General features: G+C 48.6%; 22 protein-coding genes and 1 tRNA gene. 17 read left to right on the forward strand and 6 right to left on the reverse strand.

Annotated features, from left to right (window positions below; genetic code table 11):
* Window positions 1–99: 99 nt before the first annotated feature.
* Both IEW74_RS06790 and IEW74_RS06795 read right to left on the reverse strand, forming a co-directional pair.
* Window positions 100–175 (reverse strand) — tRNA-Ala (locus tag IEW74_RS06790).
* Between the two features lie 76 nt (window positions 176–251).
* Window positions 252–602: an FYDLN acid domain-containing protein gene (locus tag IEW74_RS06795; RefSeq protein WP_188663065.1), complete on the reverse strand. Its 351-nt coding sequence runs from the start codon at window positions 600–602 to the stop codon at window positions 252–254.
* 261 nt (window positions 603–863) lie between these two features.
* On the opposite strand from IEW74_RS06795, the gene aroA reads away from it, so the two are divergent.
* The 13 genes from aroA to IEW74_RS06860 all read left to right on the forward strand — a co-directional run bounded on the left by aroA (window position 864) and on the right by IEW74_RS06860 (window position 11,890).
* Window positions 864–2,195 carry a 3-phosphoshikimate 1-carboxyvinyltransferase gene (aroA, locus tag IEW74_RS06800; RefSeq protein WP_188663067.1) on the forward strand — a complete coding sequence of 444 codons (1,332 nt, stop codon included), beginning with the start codon at window positions 864–866 and terminating at the stop codon, window positions 2,193–2,195.
* A gap of 1 nt (window position 2,196) precedes the next feature.
* Complete coding sequence (locus IEW74_RS06805; protein WP_188663069.1) at window positions 2,197–2,925, forward strand: methyltransferase domain-containing protein; 729 nt, start codon at window positions 2,197–2,199, stop codon at window positions 2,923–2,925.
* Between the two features lie 12 nt (window positions 2,926–2,937).
* On the forward strand, window positions 2,938–3,576 hold the full coding sequence (gene cmk, locus IEW74_RS06810) for a (d)CMP kinase (RefSeq protein ID WP_188663071.1): 639 nt from the start codon (window positions 2,938–2,940) through the stop codon (window positions 3,574–3,576).
* Between the two features lie 195 nt (window positions 3,577–3,771).
* The gene (gene rpsA, locus IEW74_RS06815) at window positions 3,772–5,463 is read left to right on the forward strand and encodes a 30S ribosomal protein S1 (RefSeq protein ID WP_188663073.1); all 1,692 of its coding nucleotides are present in this window, start codon (window positions 3,772–3,774) and stop codon (window positions 5,461–5,463) included.
* A 208-nt stretch (window positions 5,464–5,671) separates the two neighbouring features.
* Window positions 5,672–6,583 (forward strand): signal peptide peptidase SppA, encoded by a 912-nt coding sequence (gene sppA / locus IEW74_RS06820; protein WP_188663075.1) that lies wholly within the window; start codon window positions 5,672–5,674, stop codon window positions 6,581–6,583.
* Between the two features lie 63 nt (window positions 6,584–6,646).
* On the forward strand, window positions 6,647–6,925 hold the full coding sequence (gene ihfB / locus IEW74_RS06825) for an integration host factor subunit beta (protein WP_188663077.1): 279 nt from the start codon (window positions 6,647–6,649) through the stop codon (window positions 6,923–6,925).
* Between the two features lie 102 nt (window positions 6,926–7,027).
* Window positions 7,028–7,375, forward strand: a complete 348-nt coding sequence (locus IEW74_RS06830) for a lipopolysaccharide assembly protein LapA domain-containing protein (protein WP_188663079.1) — start codon at window positions 7,028–7,030, stop codon at window positions 7,373–7,375.
* A 34-nt stretch (window positions 7,376–7,409) separates the two neighbouring features.
* Entirely contained in the window at window positions 7,410–8,261 is an 852-nt protein-coding gene (locus IEW74_RS06835) for a LysR family transcriptional regulator (protein WP_188663080.1), read from the forward strand.
* 148 nt (window positions 8,262–8,409) lie between these two features.
* Window positions 8,410–9,864: a RimK family ATP-grasp domain-containing protein gene (locus IEW74_RS06840; RefSeq protein WP_188663082.1), complete on the forward strand. Its 1,455-nt coding sequence runs from the start codon at window positions 8,410–8,412 to the stop codon at window positions 9,862–9,864.
* Between the two features lie 4 nt (window positions 9,865–9,868).
* Window positions 9,869–10,315: a GNAT family N-acetyltransferase gene (locus IEW74_RS06845; protein WP_188663084.1), complete on the forward strand. Its 447-nt coding sequence runs from the start codon at window positions 9,869–9,871 to the stop codon at window positions 10,313–10,315.
* 121 nt (window positions 10,316–10,436) lie between these two features.
* Window positions 10,437–10,709 (forward strand): hypothetical protein, encoded by a 273-nt coding sequence (locus IEW74_RS06850; RefSeq protein ID WP_188663086.1) that lies wholly within the window; start codon window positions 10,437–10,439, stop codon window positions 10,707–10,709.
* An 80-nt stretch (window positions 10,710–10,789) separates the two neighbouring features.
* Complete coding sequence (locus tag IEW74_RS06855; RefSeq protein ID WP_188663087.1) at window positions 10,790–11,326, forward strand: hypothetical protein; 537 nt, start codon at window positions 10,790–10,792, stop codon at window positions 11,324–11,326.
* Window positions 11,327–11,338: 12 nt separating this feature from the next.
* On the forward strand, window positions 11,339–11,890 hold the full coding sequence (locus IEW74_RS06860; protein WP_188663089.1) for a GNAT family N-acetyltransferase: 552 nt from the start codon (window positions 11,339–11,341) through the stop codon (window positions 11,888–11,890).
* On the opposite strand, the gene IEW74_RS06865 is transcribed toward IEW74_RS06860, so the two are convergent.
* Genes IEW74_RS06865 through IEW74_RS06875 form a run of 3 tightly spaced genes read right to left on the reverse strand, consistent with a single transcriptional unit; the run spans window position 11,871 to window position 14,949 of the window.
* Window positions 11,871–13,148 (reverse strand): cation:proton antiporter domain-containing protein, encoded by a 1,278-nt coding sequence (locus tag IEW74_RS06865; protein WP_188663090.1) that lies wholly within the window; start codon window positions 13,146–13,148, stop codon window positions 11,871–11,873. The genes IEW74_RS06860 and IEW74_RS06865 overlap by 20 nt on opposite strands.
* Window positions 13,149–13,151: 3 nt before the next feature.
* Window positions 13,152–13,988 (reverse strand): mechanosensitive ion channel family protein, encoded by an 837-nt coding sequence (locus IEW74_RS06870; RefSeq protein WP_188663092.1) that lies wholly within the window; start codon window positions 13,986–13,988, stop codon window positions 13,152–13,154.
* 1 nt (window position 13,989) lies between these two features.
* Window positions 13,990–14,949 (reverse strand): CorA family divalent cation transporter, encoded by a 960-nt coding sequence (locus IEW74_RS06875; protein ID WP_188663094.1) that lies wholly within the window; start codon window positions 14,947–14,949, stop codon window positions 13,990–13,992.
* Window positions 14,950–15,157: 208 nt separating this feature from the next.
* On the opposite strand from IEW74_RS06875, the gene queC reads away from it, so the two are divergent.
* The 4 genes from queC to IEW74_RS06895 all read left to right on the forward strand — a co-directional run bounded on the left by queC (window position 15,158) and on the right by IEW74_RS06895 (window position 19,128).
* The gene (gene queC, locus IEW74_RS06880) at window positions 15,158–15,865 is read left to right on the forward strand and encodes a 7-cyano-7-deazaguanine synthase QueC (protein ID WP_188663103.1); all 708 of its coding nucleotides are present in this window, start codon (window positions 15,158–15,160) and stop codon (window positions 15,863–15,865) included.
* Window positions 15,866–15,870: 5 nt separating this feature from the next.
* Window positions 15,871–16,227, forward strand: coding sequence for a 6-pyruvoyl trahydropterin synthase family protein (locus IEW74_RS06885; protein ID WP_188663105.1), 357 nt, complete (start codon window positions 15,871–15,873; stop codon window positions 16,225–16,227).
* Window positions 16,224–16,937, forward strand: a complete 714-nt coding sequence (queE, locus tag IEW74_RS06890; protein ID WP_229734264.1) for a 7-carboxy-7-deazaguanine synthase QueE — start codon at window positions 16,224–16,226, stop codon at window positions 16,935–16,937. The genes IEW74_RS06885 and queE overlap by 4 nt, the downstream gene beginning before the upstream one ends.
* Window positions 16,938–17,097: 160 nt before the next feature.
* On the forward strand, window positions 17,098–19,128 hold the full coding sequence (locus IEW74_RS06895) for a YgiQ family radical SAM protein (protein WP_229734268.1): 2,031 nt from the start codon (window positions 17,098–17,100) through the stop codon (window positions 19,126–19,128).
* Here IEW74_RS06895 and IEW74_RS06900 read toward each other — a convergent pair.
* Complete coding sequence (locus IEW74_RS06900) at window positions 19,125–19,505, reverse strand: hypothetical protein (RefSeq protein WP_188663112.1); 381 nt, start codon at window positions 19,503–19,505, stop codon at window positions 19,125–19,127. The two genes, IEW74_RS06895 and IEW74_RS06900, sit on opposite strands and share 4 nt — an antisense overlap.
* Window positions 19,506–19,515: the final 10 nt, after the last annotated feature.

Consider the following 19,515-nt stretch of genomic DNA (forward strand, 5'->3'; position numbering starts at 1 on the left):
TCGCCCATGCACCGTCATTGTAAGGGTCTGTAATCGGTAGAATATAAGGGTAAAAACAAAACGGACATTCCACGTCACCGTATGAATGTCCGTCTGTAATGGTGGAGCTAAGCGGGATCGAACCGCTGACCTCTACAATGCCATTGTAGCGCTCTCCCAGCTGAGCTATAGCCCCGTAAGTAGGTAGCGCAAAATTAGCTATTTTTTTGCGTCATGCAAGATAAAAATGCATGGATGTGCAAAATATTTTTCTAGATGTTTTCGTCTATCGTATCCTCGTCAATATGTTCCATGATTTCCGACATATCAGACTCATCGTTTCCGACCAGATCATCGGTGTCTTCGATGAAGTCGTCGTCATCGTCGCCTATAGCGAGATCGTCGTCGTCATCAACATCGTCGAAATCGTCAAGATCGTCGGGATCATTGCGCTTGATTTTCGGGGGCGGGGCTTTTTCGACCGCGCCTTTTTTTGCCATTAAAGCAGCTTTGTCATTAATCGGGGTGCTGCATTTTGGGCAAGCTGCATCCGGTTTGCGCATATCGTAAAAATGCGCGCCGCATCCCGGGCATTCGTGTTTAGAGCCCCATTCAGGTTTCATATGTTACCCTCCCTTCGCAACGCTCAACAAAGGCCGGAGATCCGCAGTTTATATGGTGTTAAAGACTGCGAAACCACCGAATAAGAGAAATTGACCACCCCATTTATCATGGTGTTTCTAAAAAACTGTATAATGAAAAAATCAAAATGTCTTGTTCAGAGTGATGCCAAATTGCATTTTTTTACATGGATCTTTGATTGACTTCATTGGGCCACTGTAAGAAAGTGCCGGGGAATTCTGCTATCGGAGGCTTAAAACGTCGTGAAATCTGTCATTTCGAACCAAAGTTCCCCTTTGAACGGGACCATTCGTGTCCCCGGCGATAAATCCATTTCCCATCGTGCCCTGATGTTTGGGGCAATGGCGGTCGGTGAAACGCGGGTCAGTGGCTTGCTGGAAGGCGAAGACGTTTTATGTACGGCCTCTGCCATGCGCGCGTTGGGCGCAAAGGTGGAACGCGAAGAGGATGGAACCTGGACGGTACAAGGGCGTGGTGTCGGCGGGTTTAGCGAACCGACCGGTGTTTTGGATATGGGAAATTCCGGGACAGCTGCGCGTTTATTAATGGGCATTTTGGCAACGCAACCGTTTACGACCTTTATGACGGGCGATGCGTCCTTGTGTTCACGTCCGATGGAACGGGTGATGAAACCCTTACGTCCAATTGGTGTGAATTTTGTCTCACGCGATAAAGGGCGCATGCCAATCGCGATTCAGGGGACAAGTAATCCCATGCCGATCCGATATGAATTACCGGTGGCGTCTGCTCAGGTGAAATCCGCAGTGTTGTTGGCCGGGTTAAATGCACCGGGAAAAACCACGGTGATTGAACCCAATCCCAGCCGGGACCATACCGAGAAAATGTTGACTCATTTTGGCGCCGAGGTTGAGGTTGTACATCAAGACAATGGCGCACGTGTGATTACCTTGACAGGGCAGCCGGAACTGGTGGCCCGTGATGTGGTTGTGCCAACGGATCCAAGTTCGGCTGCGTTCCCTGTTGTGGCGGCTTTACTTGTACCCGGTTCAAAAATTACGGTGGAAGCCGTGGGTATGAATCCGCTGCGCACCGGCCTGTTTACGACATTAAAAGAAATGGGCGCAAAGATCAGCGAAGAAAACCGCCGGATTGAAGCGGGGGAAGAAGTCGCCGATCTGGTGGTGGAATATTCCCAGTTACAAGGTGTGGATGTCCCGGCGAGCCGCGCGCCCAGCATGATTGATGAATATCCGGTTCTGGCGGTTGCTGCTTCCTTTGCCAAGGGAACAACGCGTATGAACGGTCTGGAAGAATTGCGCGTCAAGGAAAGTGACCGTTTGGCCGTGGTTGCGGAAAGTCTGGCAGCTTGCGGGGTCGATTTAGAAGAAGGTGACGATTATCTGGTGGTCAATGGCAATGGGTCCCCGGCACAAGGCGGCGGGGAAATCCAATCCCGTTTGGATCACCGCATTGCCATGTCTTTTATTGTTTTTGGAATGGCTTCAGTTCAACCCGTTCGGATTGATGATGCCTCCCCGATTGATACGAGCTTTCCCGGTTTTAATGACTTGATGAATGGCCTAGGGGCAAAAGTTCAAAAGAAAGGGGCGTAATATGACACATTATGATAAAGCATTTTATGGTGATTTAGAAAATACAGCTTTACCGTCGAGCGAAACCATAGTTCCATATTTGATGACGTTGATTGAACCAAAGTCCGTGATCGATTTTGGTTGTGGAACAGCTTGGTGGCTCAAGACATTCAAAGAGCAGGGGGTTGAGCGTATTCAAGGGATTGACGGACCTTTTGTACCTGACGAACTATTAGCAATTGAGGCTAAAGAGATCTTGCGAACGGATATGTCAAATCCAATCGATGTTATAGATCATTTTGATCTGTCAATGAGCTTGGAGGTTGCGGAACATTTGCCGGAGGGAAAAGCATCATTGTTTGTTGACGAGCTTTGTAAGGCTGCACCGATTGTTTTTTTTGCTGCGGCGATTCCAGGTCAAGGAGGAGCTGGACATATCAATGAACAATGGCCAAGCTATTGGGCAGCTGAATTCAAGCGTAATGGATATAAGTGTTTTGATATCATTCGTTCACGGTTCTGGAATGTAGAGAATGTAGCTTGGTGGTATAAACAAAATGCTTTTCTTTATGTCTCAGAAGAAAAAATGGATTCCTTCCAATCGTTTGAGAGCGTAGAGCCTGAAGAGATCAAGAATTATATTCATCCAGACCTTTTTGCCAGTAAGTTGCGTTATGAAAATCCAGGATTTGGGAAATGGTCTCGAATGGGAGTAAAAGCCATGCGCAAATCCCTTCTGAAAAGAGTTTAGAGAGAATAGACTATGACAATTGTTGTTGCCATTGATGGTCCTGCCGCAGCGGGTAAAGGCACGTTGGCGCGTCGAGTCGCACAGGATTTGAATTTGGCCTATCTGGATACCGGGTTGTTATATCGGGCAACGGGTTTTTCGGTGTTACAAGAACAGGGCGATCCGAGTGATGAAAACCTGGCTTTGGCAGCCGCGCAAAATTTGCAGCCGACAGACCTTGAAAATGACGCATTACGCCATGATGAAGCGGCGCAGGCTGCCTCAAAAGTGGCGGTAATTCAGTCGGTTAGAGATGAGCTTTTGGCTTTTCAGCGACGTTTTGCCGCAGAACCGCCGGCGGGCAAAAACGGGGCTGTTTTGGATGGTCGCGATATTGGGACGGTGGTTTGTCCCCATGCGGATGTGAAGCTGTTTGTCACCGCCTCAACCGAGGTCCGCGCACAAAGACGACTAAAAGAGTTGCAAGATCGTGGTCTTGACGCTATATACGCGCAGGTTTTAAAGGATATGAAAGACCGTGACGCGCGCGATAGCCAACGAGCTGCCGCACCGTTAAAGGCAGCTGACGACGCTGTAATTTTGGATACATCCGATCTGGATATTGAAGAAGTTATTGCGCAGGCCAAATCGATCATTTCTGAACGAACTTAAAATATACGTCTGTAAACAGGCTTGCAGCGTTTCCAAAGACAGGAGACGGTGGAGGCTTTTTTGCACTTTCCATGAAGATGGTCGTCTGTCAGTCACCGCGCAGCCCGACCAACCCGTCTTCGACGCAATGGCTGGTGACAGACCAACGGAATCAACCGTTTGGCATGTAACAACATTATTAGGACTATTGATATTATGACTGAAGCAGCACCTGTTGTAGAAAATTTTGAAGACCTCTTTAACGAAGCATTCGGTGAAGAAGCCCTGTTTGAAGGCCAAGTCGTTACCGGTACGATCATCCGTGTAGAAAACGATTTCGCTATGGTCGATGTCGGATTGAAATCCGAAGGCCGCATCCCGCTTAAAGAATTTGGTTATGGCGAAGAAGCACAAAAATTGTCCTCTGGCGACAATGTTGACGTTTTTGTGGAACGCTATGAAAACAAAGACGGTACAGTTGTTCTGTCTCGTGAAAAAGCGAAACGTGAAGAAGCATGGAAGAAACTTGAGAAGCAGTTCGAAGCACAAGAACGCGTTAACGGCGTTATTTTCGGTCGCGTTAAAGGCGGCTTCACAGTTGACCTTAACGGCGCTGTTGCCTTCTTGCCGGGTTCGCAAGTTGACATCCGTCCGGTTCGCGATGTGACACCGTTGATGGGCAATGCTCAACCGTTCCAAATCCTGAAAATGGACCGTCAGCGCGGCAACATCGTTGTTTCGCGTCGTGCCGTTCTGGAAGAAGCCCGTGCGGAAGCGCGCGGCGACCTCATTAAAGGTCTGGAAGAAGGTCAGGTTCTCGACGGTGTTGTCAAGAACATCACCGATTACGGTGCGTTTATCGATTTGGGTGGTATCGATGGCTTGCTGCACGTTACCGACATTGCTTGGCGCCGTATTGCGCACCCGTCTGAGGCGCTGCAAATTGGTGAAACTGTTAAAGTACAGGTTATTCGCTTCAACTCCGATACGCAGCGTATCTCTTTGGGCATGAAACAGCTCGAAGCTGATCCGTGGGAAGGTGTGGACGCGAAATACCCGATCGACGGCAAATTCTCCGGTCGTGTTACCAATATCACTGACTACGGTGCATTCGTTGAGCTGGAGCCGGGCGTTGAAGGTCTGGTTCACGTTTCTGAAATGTCTTGGACGAAAAAGAACGTTCACCCGGGCAAAATCGTTTCTACGTCTCAAGAAGTCGAAGTTATGGTTCTGGATGTGGATCCGGTCAAACGCCGTATCTCCTTGGGTCTGAAACAGTGCCTGTCCAACCCGTGGGATGCGTTCCTGGCTGAAAACCCGGCTGGGTCTGAAGTTGAAGGCGAAATCAAAAACATCACTGAATTCGGTCTGTTCATTGGTTTGAATGGCGAGATTGACGGTATGGTTCACATGTCTGATCTGGCATGGGAAGGCACACCGGAAGAAGCGCTGGCTTCCTTCAACAAAGGCGATGTTGTGAAAGCGAAAGTTCTCGACGTTGATGTTGAGAAAGAGCGTATCTCCCTCGGCATCAAGCAGCTTTCTGAAGATCCGTTTGAATCTGCTGCTGGCGACATCAAGAAAAACCAAGTGGTTACTTGTACAGTTGTTGGTGTTGAAGAAAACGGTCTGGAAGTCGAAATCGACGGCGGCCTGACAGGTTACATCCGTCGTGGTGATCTGGCCCGTGATCGTGGTGATCAACGCACCGATCGTTTCAATGCCGGTGACAAAGTTGACGCCAAAGTGACACAGTTCGACAAGAAAAACCGCAAGGTTACTCTGTCTGTGAAAGCTCTGGAAGTTGAAGAAGAGAAGAAAGCGATGGCTGAATACGGCTCTTCCGACTCTGGTGCGTCTTTGGGTGACATTCTTGGTGCCGCTCTGGAACAAAAGAAAGAAGGCTAATTGCCAACCTGATGTAAACATTGTTTTACATTAAGGGAAAGCTCAGCTCTTTCTTTTGAAGAAGACAAAAAAACCCCTTCCTGCTTTGACGGGAAGGGGTTTTTGCTTTTATATATGCGGCGCAAAGTTGTTGTTGCCGATGGGCAGTACACAAATATGGAAAACATTCTGATCGTTTACGCCTGAGTGAATGAGAAAGCGGGTATTGATGACATTTTCTTCGGATTGGTTGCTGGACCGGATACGCCTGAAACGCCGTTTACGGATTTGGCAGGGGATCGGCATTCTTGCGCTTTGTGGTGTGGTTTTAGCCTTGGCGGCACGTTTTGATATGTTATCACATGGTGATCATATTGCACGTCTTTGGGTGGAAGGCATCATCAGTGACGATGTGGAACGCGATGATCTGATTGCGGAACTTGCCCGTGATGATCAGGTAAAGGCGGTTATTGTACGCATCAACAGCCCCGGTGGAACGGTTGTCGGCGGCGAGGCCCTTTATAAAAACCTGCGGGCGTTGGCCGCAAAGAAACCCGTGGTCGCCGTGATGGGGGAGGTTGCGGCCTCTGCCGCTTATATGACGGCGTTGGCAAGTGATCATATCGTGGCGCGCGAAGGGACGTTAACCGGTTCCATCGGTGTTTTGATGCAATCGGCAAATGTGAAAGAACTGATGGATAAGATCGGCGTGAAACCGGTTGTGATCAAAAGTTCGCCCTTGAAGGCCACGCCGAATCCGATGGAAGATTTAACACCCGAAGCCGAAAAGGTCACGCAGAATGTGATCATGGATATGTACCAGATGTTTTTGGCTATGGTGGTTGAACGCCGTGGGCTGGCGATTGATAAAGCCAAGACCTTGGCCGATGGGCGTATCTTTACGGGACGACAGGCAAAGACAGTCGGTCTGATTGATGACATTGGCAATGAGGCAACGGCAATTCGCTGGTTGGTTGAACAGAAGAAACTGGCGAAAGATCTGGAGATTTTTGACGCTTTATATGGTGAAGAAAGTTTTTGGCAGGAGACACAAAGTCGAATTTTCGGAAGTTTTTTTGATAAAACGTTGATTCCAGAAGGACTTAGACTTGACGGTTTGGTTTCCGTCTGGCACCCTTAATAAAAGCAATAAGCCTATTGGAGGCCCACCGTCGGGTCGATTTTAAATAAGGAGCAGGTGCCAATGACCAAATCGGAACTGATTGCGCGTTTGGCAGAAGCAAACCCCCACCTTTTCCAGCGTGACGTGGAACGAATTGTTTCGACCATTTTCGATGAAATTACGTCTGCGTTGGCAAGTGGTGACCGGGTAGAATTACGCGGTTTCGGCGCATTTTCCGTCAAAACACGTGGCTCACGCGTTGGTCGTAACCCACGCACCGGTGAGTCTGTGGATGTTGGCGAAAAGGCCGTCCCATACTTCAAGACCGGAAAGAAATTGAGAGAACGCCTGAACGGCTGATTTCACTTTCCTTGCGTATGTACCTCAGTGTATGACAGGCGAATACGTTGACGTCTTTGCTTGGAGTTGGCGTGCGTTCGTGTTTTTTGAAAGTTACGTGTGATGAAAATCCTGTCCTGGCTGCTTTTTATACCCTTTGCACTAGTTGTGGTTATTTTTGCGGTGTCCAATCGGGGATCGATTGCAGTTGATTTTTGGCCGCTGCCTTTTTCTCAGGATATTCCCCTTTACTTACTAAGTCTCGGCACACTGGCCTTTGGATTTTTCTTTGGGGCGTTATTGACGTGGCTGTCGGTTGCCAAATGGCGCGTCATTGCCATCAGCCGCAAAAAAGACACGGAATATGCCGAGCAGGAAATCGCACGTCTTCAGCAAAAAATCACACAAATGGAAGCCGCCGCAAAACCAAAACAGGATGTCTTGCCTGCTGTCAAAACGGATGCGGCCTGACGAACGGGGCTGAGCGTAGGAGCGCGGGCGTCGGATGGATATTACCTTAGCGAAAACATTTCTGGCAATTATCGAACTGGGCAATTTTGCCAAAGCTGCCGATCAGTTGTATGTCACGCAATCAACGATCAGCACACGTATTAAACAGTTGGAAGATTTGTTGGGACAAACCCTGTTTATTCGCACAAAATCCGGCACGACATTGACCCCGGCGGGCGCACAATTTCGCCCGTTTGCGGAAAAAATCGTTCAAACCTGGGAACAGGCCCGGCAAGAAGTTGCCTTGCCAACCGCCTTTGAAGCGCGCTTAAGTGTCGGCGTTCAGTTTACCTTGTGGGAACGCCTAATGGTGAAATGGTTGCCGTGGATTAAAAAAGCGGTGCCGGATTATGCGATTTTGGCCGATGTCGGTTCTTCAGAATGGTTGATGCAGCAATTGGTCAATGGCTTGTTGGATCTGGTCATTACTTATACCCCGCAAAATCGCAGTGGCTTGGTTGTTGAAAAATTAATGGAAGAACGCCTCGTGCTGGTTTCCGACAGCACACGCGCCTTTGGCCCCAGTGACAAGGATTATATTTTTGTTGATTGGGGACCGGAATATAAAATGGATCATGCCTGCGAATTTCCCGCACGTGATATGGCACCGGTGACAACCAATTATGGCCCGTTGGCCTTACAATATTTGCTGACCAATGGGGGGTCTGCCTACCTGCCCATGCGTATGGTGCGCCCCTTTTTAGAAGACGGTCGTCTGGAACTGATCGAAAAAGCCCCGGTTTTTGCACGTGCCGTTTATTCCGTCTTTATGGAAAATGATGATAGCACCCGTTTTGAAAAAGCCTTGGAAGGCTTGCATCATGTCGCGAGTCTGGAAGAAGAATAAAACCCTCCATTAAATTCGATTTTTTCAAATTTAAACTCAAATATTATTCGCTTTTCAAAAGTGTGGAAGAGGCATAAAGCAACATCTTGCCTCCTTTTTTGTTTTGAAAATTGAAGATCATCTTCGTTTATATGAGAGAACCGTATTCATGCAGCAAACATTGATTGTTGTGGAAGACAGCGCGGATTGGCCTTTCGAAACCGCAGCAACCCTGATTAGTTTTGAGAAATATCTGCATGATTATCCGAAATTAAACGAGCCTAAAACACGTATTATCAACCTGTGTGATACGGAAAATTATCTCAGCAAAGGATATTACTGTTCTTTGTTGGCGGAGGCCCGTTGCCATCGTGTTTTACCAAGTGTGAAAACAATAAATGCATTGCGCAACCGTCATGCGGAAGCCGAGAGCTATTGGTTGGCGGAAAATGATGTATCTGATCTGGAAAGCTTAAAGGAACGTCAGGACCATTTTATTTTTTTCGGTGTCTGTGCAGATAAACGGATTGAGCGTTTGGCGGGAAAGCTGTTTCAACAATTTCCGGCCCCGGTCTTAAAGGTGACGCTGTATCGTGAACAAGGCAAATTGGGTTTTACTTTAAAACGTGAATCACCATCCGTGCTGAGCCCTTATCAACGTGATGATTTTCTACAGGCCTTGCATGCCTTTACCCAAACCGTATGGCGCGGTGGGGCGAAAGGCAAACGTTTGCGTTGGGACATGGCGATTTTGATCGACCCGGAAGAAAAGGTGCCACCCAGCAACAGACAGGCGATTACCCGTTTTGTAAAGGCGGCGGCAAAACTGGGGATTAACGCCCAGACGTTGCAGGTCTGTGAATTGCAAAATATTGACCAGTATGATGCCTTGTTCGTGCGCGAAGCAACGGCGATCGATCATCATACCTATCGTTTGGTCAATAAGGCAGAGGCTGCAGGCCTGATCGTTATGGACGATTCCGCCTCTATCCTGCGCTGTTGTAATAAGGTGTTCTTACACGATGCCTTTAATTATAACGGTGTGCCGAGTCTTAAGACGCTGGTCGTCAGTGATCAAAGTGACGAAACACTGATGGATATTGAACGCCAATTATCCTATCCGTTGATTTTAAAAATGCCGGAAGGCTCTTTTTCGTTGGGGGTATTCAAGGTTACGAACCGGGAACAATTGCGTGAAAAGCTGACATTGTTGTTTCAGGATAACGCGTTGGTGCTGGCGCAGGAATTTCTGTTTACGGAATATGACTGGCGCATCGGTGTCTTGAATGGCCGGGCGATCTTTGCCTGTCGATACTATATGGCGCGCAATCATTGGCAAATTTATAATCACGAATCGCGGCGTTATTTTTCCGGGGATTTTGAAACCTTGCCGACTTTCGAGGTGCCCAAACCTGTATTGGATGCCGCCCTGAAGGCGGCCAAAGTGGTTGGGGATGGCTTGTACGGTGTGGATTTGAAGTATGCCGATGGCAAGGCTTACGTGATGGAAGTGAACGATAATCCCAATATCGATCATAAGATCGAAGATGCCTATCTAGGGGACGAACTATATATGCAAATTATGGCGGAATTCTTGCGCCGTCTGGAAACACGGGGGCGCTAAGGTCATGGAAGCGATATTTCGACGCGCCTGGTTGTCCGATCTGGATGCCTTGCAGGCTATTGAAGAAAGCTGTTTTTTGAGCGACCGTTTGTCGCGCCGCCAGTTACGCTATCATTTACGCGGGATAAGAAATACCGTCTTCGTTGCTTGTGTGGATGAACAGGTCGTGGGCTATGCCTTGTGTCTTTGTCCGCCCAATGATCGACCGGCCCGGCTTCATTCGCTGGCGGTGCTGCCATCCCATCGTGGCAAAGGTCTGGCCAGCGCCTTGATTGAAAAAGTCGTGCTTGATGTGGCGCAAAAAGGCTATCGGCGTTTGCGTTTGGAAGTGCGCAAAAACGACCCGGACACAGTTGCGCTTTACCAAAAATTCGGGTTCCTCAAGATCGAAGATCTGCCCGTTTATTATGGGGACGGGGCAGATGCATGGCGTTTGCAGCGAAGTTTATAAAGCTTTTATAAATTCGAAAAAATTGAATTTAAGCATAAATATTATTCTCTTTTCAAATGTGTAATTCAGGCCCTATATGAGATTACAGCCCAGTTGGTGGGCTTGTTAAATGGAGAAAAAAATGAAGACTGGTTTATCTGTTCTGGCCCTTGGCGTTGCAATGATCTTTGGGGCTGTTCATGCACATGCAGCAGATTTAATCAACGAAGACGACATGTCCTACACCATCATTGTTGATGGTGATATGGAAGTGCCGGTCGAGGCAAAATCAGAACTGCAAGGTTTTTGTGATGCATGCAGCGTCCAATTATCCGGTTCTGAGCAAGAGCCGATTTCAGTCAACGAAGCTTCCACTGTGATTATCAGTGAAGGCAAACTGGTTGTCGAAAACTAATATCGGTTTACGGCAACCTTTGTGAAGAGTGAACGGCGTAAAAATTCGCCGTTCACGCCCACAAATCAACAGGTGTCGAAATGTCATCGATTGTGAAAACGAATAAATTTACACAAGCCCTTAGCGATTGCATTCGCAGCAATCCTAAATTCAAAGCAGGGCAAAGTTACGCTGATTTGTCTATGTGGACGCGCTTGTGTGTTGGTCTCAGCGATACCGAAATTTTCAGTATGTTGCCGATTGCCCTTCGCAACGTTTGGGCGGATGAAGAAATTCATCCCCTGTTGCAAGAACGCGGTGCCATTGGGACCGGTCGGTTCAATGTACAAAGTCTGGCGGCGACTTTGGTTTGTTTTCGTCGCACAGAAACCCAAAACAGCGAAGTCCGTGTGCTGCAAAGCCAATTGGCGCATCTGTCACATGAATTCAACAGCCTGTCCTTTAGCGTCTTTGATATCTTGAAGCGTCTGGACCGGCTGGAAGCGGAAAATGTCACCCTGAAACAGGCCTTGAATATCGGTGGTCTGTCTGATGATCCGGCAGGTTTGCCTAAAACGGAAACGCAGCAGATATCCATTCGTTCCGATCAAGATGCCGTCACTAAATATGTTCTATAAGGAAAGAAAGAAATGAACAAGATCGTTCATATCCAGTATCAAAATGCAACAACTGATGATTTGGCAGATTTACTGTTGCTGGAAGACTTGTGCTTTGGCAAGAAAAAAGCCTACCGCAAGTTATTGAAACGATATTTCCTGTCTCAGATTGCCCATTGTATTGTGGCGAAGCTGAACGACCAACCGATTGGTTATGTATTGACGGTCTTTACGCCCAATATGAAAACGGCAACCATCAATGCCTTGTGTGTTCATCCACGACTGCGTATGCAGGGGATCGGGGAAAGCCTGTTGAATTGGGCGGAGATCGAAGCCCTGCAATCGGGTGCCACACAAATTGGGGCAGAGGTGCAGTTTGACAATGATGCGATGACACATCTTTTAAGACAAAACGGGTATGACGAATGCAGTGATGTTTTGGTGATGATCCCGGAACATTCCGATGGAACGAAGATGCGCAAACGTTTGATGAACGGTGTCTACGATCTGCGTCATCCCGTTGCCAGTGAAGAGATTGAATTGTCAGCCCTGAACGCAGATCATTTCAATATTTTGTCTCGTTAGTTGAGACAGGAGGAGGGGGAAGATTTTCTCCCTCTTCTGCATTTTGGGCGGCGTATTGACGTTCACGTTCGATTAAAGCCTGACGTTCATCCAGGGGCGTCAGGTGTTTTGTGCAGAACTTTTTACATAAAATAATCCAGCCCGGGCTGACCAGCAGGGTACAGGCGATGATCAACGTAATCAGTTGATGACCATAAGACGTAATCACGCCACTTTTAAAGCCAAGCTCTCCTAAAACGAAACTGAATTCCCCGATTTGTGCCAGCAACGCTCCGCCATAAAGGCTTTCTTCCCAACTGCGTTTGAATAATTTCAGGATCAAGGTGTTTAAGACGGTATTGAGCAAAAGGGCGAGGAAAGCCAAACCCAAGACCGTTCCGGCGTTGTCCAGAAAGAAGGTGAGATCAACCAGCAAACCGATGGATACGAAAAAGAGGGCGATAAAAATCACCTTGAACCCCATCAGGCTGCGTTCCACCCAGTTTGTATCGCGTGTGGCATGGATCAACATGCCGCCCACGAAGGCACCCAAGGCCGTGGACAGGTCGAATAAGCCGGAAATAAGGGCTAATCCAAAACAGATGAACAGGGCACTAAGCACCTGAAGTTCGTGATTGCGCCGGATTAAATCCCCAAAGGGCAGGTTGATTTTCTTGCGCGTTACAATATAGATGGCAAAACAGACCAGTAAAATTGCCCCGGTTCCTTGCAGCAACAAATGACTGTTGCCGCCCTCGCTTGTTCCGGCAAGGTATCCGATAATCAGAACCATCGGGACAACGGCGATATCCTGTGCCAGCAAAATCGCCAGAACATCCTGCCCGGTTTTGGATTGCAACTCGCCCCAATCTTCCAACAATTTCAGGATGACAGCCGTACTGCTGAGGGCCACAACAAAGCCCAGCAGGATGCTGCGGTTTAAGGGCCAACCGAACAGTTTGCCGATCCCGACAATTATTAAAACGGTGAGGGAGATTTGAACAAACGTTCCCAAACCTGCCAGCCAGAGGTTGGATTTAATTTTGGTCGGGGAAACTTCCATCCCGATGAAAAAAAGCAAAAGAACAACACCCACGGCCCCCATACGCGCCAGCATGTCCGGGTCGCTGATTAAGGCAAACCCTGCGGGACCGATGGTAATGCCTGTGATGAGATAGGCAATAATCACAGGTTGTTTACTCAAGACCCCAACCAACGATATCCCCAGCAGAAAAAGCAGGATCGTTAAAAAGAGGGGAAGGGCGGGGTCCATATGCATCGTTTAACCTGCCTTTCGGGCATACCAGTCGGCAATTTCGGCACTGGCCATTGTTTTTATTTTATTTTCAATGCGGCTTGCTTCGGCCACCGGGACAAAACAGATAAACGTTAATCGGACGTGGGTGTCGTCCAAAAAACTGATACGGCTGTCGATAAAGGCATCGGAAAGCGGAATATCGGCACGCTTTTCAATCAGGGCTTTGTATCGTTTGGCAACTTCAGCATATTGTTCTGTTTCCTCTGTCAGGATGCCCAATAATTTATCCCGGATCGGGCCGAGGGGGATTTCAGGATGCAGAACAATGTTGAAGTTATGATAGGTATAACGCTTGTTGAACCGTTCATTCTTGACGGTCGTGGATAAAAACAAGCTGTTGGGTACCAAAACGGTACGTCCACTATATTCATATTTTTTATGACCGTGGCCTAATTCTTCCAAGGATGTGGTCATAATGTTTTGATCGACGACTTCCCCGCGTAAATCGCCGATTTCGATCCAGTCACCGACCCGGATTAAGCCGCTGGTCGATTTCAGGATATAGCCGCTGATACACAGGATCAGTTCTTTGGTGGCCAAAATAATGGCAACGGCAAAGGCGGTTAAGGACAAGGCAAAGGTGCGCAAGGCCGGGGCCCAGATGAAAATCAGCGCGATCAAGACAACAAGGAACAAGCCATTTTTAATATTGGATTTGATCCTTCGTCGATCTTCGACCTCCATTTTCGAACGGCTGTTCAGCCAACTGTTGGATATAAAACGCACCGCCAGCATCGCCGCCATGAAGATGAGGGATGCCATGATTTGGTTGCCGGATAATTGTTCGATCAGCTCAAACATTTTAAATCCACTTCAATTTCTTAAGACCAAGATAGACGCCAAGGCCGATCCCCAATGAAATCAGGCATAGAATGAAGAACCCATAGGGGTTTTCGGCAAACGGTATGCCACCGACATTGGCTCCCATCAGGCCGGCAAACAGGCTGAGGGGCAACATCAGGGTCGCGACAATGGTCAACCGATACATGGTGTTGTTCATTTTTTCTGTTTGTGCGCTTTTAATCTCTTCTTGTAAGACGGTGGTGCGTTGGCGCAAATGGTCCAGTTCACCGACTTGGGTACTGAGCTTTTCGGCCATGTTTTTAAGTAGGGTGCGTTCGCGTTTTTTTACCCACTTGCTGTCCGCCTCGCACAGGCGATGCAGGATATTGGCCTGAGGTTGCAGATGTTTTTGAAACCCCAGTAAACTGCGCCGAACCGGAGATAAATCATCCTGTAATCCATCCAGGTTATCACTGAGGGATTGTTCTTCCATTTTTGTGACAAGATCCGCGATATCTTCGATTTCATTACCGATTAATTCAATCATCAGGGAAATCAGGCGGGCGAGAAGGCTGCTTTGGCTTGAAAAGGTTTGTTTTTTATCAATTTGGCTTTTTAAAGTCGCCACCGATACCAAATCGCGGGTGTGAAAGGTCAAAAGGGCGTGCGGGGTGACGAGAATGCGTAAATTCACCATATCTTCGGGGCAATCTGTTTCGCGCAAATTGACACCGCGCACAGAAAGATAAATGTCGTCTTCGTTGAGTTCCAGTCGCGGGCGTAAGCTGTTGTTGAACAGGGCCTCGGATGTCGCACTGTCAATTTCAACGAGTTTCTTGAGAAGATAGGGACAGGCTTCATCTTGCGGGTCCAGATTGACCCAAAGGAATCCATCCTGTAGAGGCGCGCTTGTCAGGTTCTCAAGCTTGATCGGCTGGTGATCACCGCCGGGGCGGATATGGTAAGCAAATTGCGACATGGTCCGACCTCGAATATTTGTGCGCGAAAACAATCTCTTATGAATCTATCTGCTTTGAAGGGCAATTCAACAGATATTTCGTAAAATACGTTATCCATATCCTTCCTTGAAATCCCGTGTGGAGTATGAAATAAAACGCCCTCATTTCGCGTGAGCAATGGTGCTCATCCCGGTCGCAGCCTACCCGGAGAAAACAAGGATAACTGAAATGAAATCAATTGTGATTTGTTCAGGCGGTCTCGATTCCGTCACGCTTGCCTATAAAATGGCAGCAGAAAGTGACCTGAAACGTCTGATCTCTTTCGATTATGGTCAACGCCATAAGAAAGAAACCGCCTATGCCGCCTTGTGTGCGCAAAAACTGGGTGTTGCCCACGATATCGTCGATATCACCACCATCGGGGCCTTGTTAACAGGGTCTGCCTTAACCGATGATGTGGCTGTCCCTGACGGTCATTATGCCGAAGAAACCATGCGCAGTACCGTTGTTCCCAACCGGAATGCCATTATGTTGACGATTGCCTTTGGCGCTGCGGCGGCACAAAATTGTGATTGTGTTGCAACAGCCGTTCATGGCGGGGATCATTTTATCTATCCCGATTGCCGCCCCGGTTTTATCGACAGTTTCAATGCCATGCAGGCACAAGCCCTGGATGGGTATGCCAACGTGCAGCTTTATGCCCCGTTCGTGCATATTCCAAAGGAGGCGATTGTCAGCGAGGGCGTTAAACTGAATGTACCTTATGAAGATACATGGTCCTGTTATAAAGGGGGCGAGGTACATTGCGGGCGGTGCGGTACCTGCGTGGAACGGCGCGAAGCCTTCCATCTTGCGGGTGTCGAAGACCCAACCGAATACGCCGATCCCGATTTTTGGATCAAGGCACGTGCAGACTATCAGGCAAACAAGGCGTAAAAATCATGTTTACCATTTCCAAACAATTCCATTTTTCCGCCTCCCACCAATTACATGGTTTGGCAGCGGATCATCCCTGTTCGCGTCTGCATGGGCATAATTATATTTGCGAAGTTGTTTTGCAATCGGACACATTAAACAGTGTGGGGTTTGTGCGCGATTATCGTGAACTTTCCGATTTGAAGAATTATATTGATGACGAACTGGATCATCGCCATTTGAACGATGTTCTGGGGGAAAATAACACGACCGCAGAATTGATGGCGAAACACCTTTATGACTGGTCGCATGCGCGCTGGTCGGAAGTTGTCGCCGTACGCATCAGTGAAACACCAAAAACATGGGCGGAGTACCGACCATGAGCAAAAAGCTGAATATCTGTGAAATTTTCGGCCCGACCATTCAGGGCGAAGGGGCCATGATGGGACGCCCGACCCTGTTTGTACGCACAGGTGGATGTGATTATCGGTGCAGTTGGTGTGATACCATGTATGCGGTTGATCCCAAACATAGTGATCAATGGCAGAGAATGACAACCGAAGAGGTCATGGCGGAAATTGAACGTTTGAGCGATCAAACGCCGATGCATGTGACCTTGTCCGGTGGCAATCCGGCCATGCAACCGTTGGAAGACCTGATCGATCTGGGCCATTCCAAGGGATATCAATTTGCGTTGGAAACTCAGGGCAGTCTGGCGCGAGACTGGTTTAAAAAACTGGATCAATTGACGCTCAGCCCGAAAGGTCCATCAGCCGGGGTAAAAACCGATTGGGATGTTCTGGACGCCTGTGTCGATCTTGTCGAGCCATATAAGCAGGCAAGCATGAAGGTTGTGATCTTTGACGATGCCGATTATGCCTTTGCCCAAAAGGTGCAAAACCGTTATCCGCAATTACCGCTTTATCTGCAAGCCGGAAATCATATGGTCGATAGCAATGCGCCTGCCGATATCCCCGGTGTACTGGATCGTCTGCGCTGGTTGGCGGAAAAAGTTGCCAGTGATCGTTGGCAATCAGCCTGTGTTTTGCCGCAGCTTCATGTGCTTGCATGGGGAAATATGCGCGGCGCGTGAGACTTTTTTAACACCCCCCTCTTGAAAACCGAGGGGATTAGTCGGATTTATCTGGAAGTCTGGAACCATTCGCGTTAGAAGACTGCGAATTCCCTTACCTGTGAACAAAAGCGTTTGAACCATGCCCGATACACCTGTTCGTGAAACACCAAAAGAGCTGATGAGCTATCGCAAATACTGGGCGCACCGTTTTGGTACGGCCCCGTTTTTGCCGATGTCGCGCGAAGAAATGGATCTTTTGGGCTGGGACAGTTGCGACATTATTCTGGTGACCGGGGATGCCTATATCGATCATCCCAGTTTTGGCATGGCGGTCATTGGTCGCACGTTGGAGGCACAGGGCTTTCGCGTTGGTATTATCGCCCAGCCCGACTGGCAGGGACCGGACCCGTTCAAGGTCTTGGGGAAGCCAAATCTGTTTTTCGGGATTACGGCAGGGAATATGGACAGTCTGGTCAACCGTTATACGGCAGATCGTCGTATCCGTTCCAATGACAGTTATACCCCGAACGATGAAGGGGGCAAACGCCCGGACCGGGCGGTGATCGTCTATTCCCAACGGGTACGTGAAGCTTATAAAAAAGTGCCAATTGTGATTGGCGGGATTGAGGCATCTTTGCGCCGTATTGCCCATTTTGATTACTGGTCGGACAAGGTCCGTCGGTCTGTTCTGGTCGATAGCAAAGCGGATATTCTGTTGTATGGGAATGCGGAACGCGCCTTGATCGAGGTTGCCCATCGTATCGCCAAAGGGGATGATCCGAAAACCATGTTCGATGTGCGCGGTTGTGCCTTGATGCGCGATGCATCCATGATGGCGGACTGGCAGGAAATCGATATGACGTCCATCGATGACACGGCCCCGCGTGATAAGCATGAAAATGAAAAAATCGTTGTGCGCATCCCGTCTTTTGAAACGGTGCGTGACGATCAGGAAGTTTATGCCCAAGCCTCGCGCGTGTTGCATGTGGAAAGCAATCCCAATAATGCGCGTCCGATTGTACAGGCACATGGCGAACGTGATGTCTGGATTACGCCGCCGCCTTTGCCTTTAAGCACCAAGGAAATGGATTGGGTCTTTGGCCAACCCTATGCCCGCAGTCCGCACCCTGTGTATGGGGACGCGCGTATTCCGGCGTGGGAGATGATCAAATTTTCCGTCAATATTATGCGCGGCTGTTTCGGCGGCTGTTCGTTCTGTTCCATTACCGAACACGAGGGCCGTATTGTTCAAAACCGCAGCCATGAATCGATTTTGCAAGAAATTGAGGATATGCGCGATAAGATGCCCGATTTTAAGGGACAGGTTTCCGATCTGGGCGGCCCGACGGCCAATATGTATCGTTTGGCCTGTAAAGATGATGATATTCAGGCAAGCTGTCGTCGCTTATCCTGTGTGTATCCCAGTATCTGTAAAAACCTGAATACCAACCATGACAGTCTGACGGAACTTTATCGAAAAGCGCGGGATTTGCGCGGGGTGAAAAAAATCTCCATCCAATCGGGTTTACGTTACGATTTGGCGGTGAAAAGCCCATCCTATGTCAAGGAACTGGTCACCCATCATGTCGGCGGCTATCTGAAAATTGCACCGGAACATACCGAAGATGCCCCGTTGTCCAAAATGATGAAACCGGGGATCGGGTCTTATGATAAATTCAAACAAATGTTTGATATGGCAGCGAAAAAGGCAGGGAAAGAATTGTATCTTATCCCTTACTTTATCGCGGCTCATCCCGGTTGTTCAGATGAAGATATGATGCATTTGGCCTTGTGGTTGAAGCGCAATGGATATCGCGCCGATCAGGTACAGGCCTTTACACCGACACCGATGTCGTTATCAACAGCGATGTATTATTCTGAACGCAACCCCATGAAACCGGTGCGCCGGGAAGGGGGCGAACGGGTTTATACCGCCAAAGGGTTGAAGCAACGGCGCTTGCATAAGGCGTTCTTGCGCTACCATGATGCGGAAAATTGGCCCCTGTTGCGCGAAGCTTTGAAAAATATGGGGCGTGCTGATTTGATCGGAAACGGCAAAAAACACCTTGTCCCCAGTTGGCAGCCGAAAGGCACTGGCAATAAAGGCGGGGAAGGTGTACGCACCGGGCGAAAACACAAAACGCAAAAGTTTATGACAACGCACAGCGGCAAAGGGCGGCGCAATAGCCCGCTTCGCAGCAAAGGTTAACGCAAATCGCGTCCGCAGCCTTTTAACGTTTCATGCTCGGACTGAATGGTCACGCTGAATTTAAATTCTTCGCCACTCATACTGTCATGGCAGGGGCCAAGGCCTTTGGTGATGGTATAATCCTGTGTGTAATAAGACAGGCCATTGACCACATAGGGCTGTTCTGTGCGGTTTTTGTCATACCCTGTGAGCAAGACCATTTTACCGGCAGAAAGTTCGACAATCCACGGTGGTTCGTTGCCTATACCGCGAAATTCCACACCGTTTTGTGCAGCTTTGACCCACGGGTTTACCGTCTGGTTTTCGGCTGCGGTGGGGCCGTCGCACGCGATAAGCGTGAAACAGGCCCCGACCAAAAATGAAAAACGAAATTTCATCAAACCGACC

The organism is Terasakiella brassicae, from assembly GCF_014641495.1.
GTDB classification, from domain to species: Bacteria; Pseudomonadota; Alphaproteobacteria; order Rhodospirillales; family Terasakiellaceae; genus Terasakiella; species Terasakiella brassicae.